Annotated in this window: 1 protein-coding gene; it reads right to left on the bottom strand. The window is 57.7% G+C overall.

Annotated elements, in window-relative coordinates:
- A partial coding sequence (locus tag L6966_RS11995; protein ID WP_237233472.1) for a hypothetical protein occupies positions 1–414 on the bottom strand: 414 nt, incomplete at both ends.

Raw genomic sequence — 414 nt, 5'->3', positions numbered from 1 at the left:
GGCTGGAACTGCTCATACACATAGCTACCATCAGGGTTGCCTGTCAGCTTGAAGACATTTACCCGATCGTCGCCTTCACCGACAAAGGCAATCAGGGTATTGGTGCCCACACCTTCATATTGCAGGAGCGTACCCTGATAGAACAGGCCCGTGGGTGCTTGCGTCCAATTAAGCTGCGCGCCGTCCTGATCAGCCCCCATCTGAGCAGCTGTCCCCACGAACGAGAAGCCAGCACTGTTCTGGAAGATTACACTGCGAATGTCTTCGACTGGCACATCGTCGAGGATCTCCACCGTCAGGGTGCCGCTGGCGGTGTCGCCGTCGTTGTCGGTCACGCTGACCGCGAAGTCCTGGAACAGCGCGGTATCATCCTCCGGCTGCGCGTGGAACTTGTTGCTGTTGAAGGTGTAGCGG

It is taken from the genome of Rothia nasisuis (assembly GCF_928381405.1).
Classification (GTDB): Bacteria; Actinomycetota; Actinomycetes; order Actinomycetales; family Micrococcaceae; genus Rothia; species Rothia nasisuis.
The sequence above is the reverse complement of the archived record's forward strand: the minus strand, read 5'-3'. Positions and strand labels throughout refer to the sequence as shown.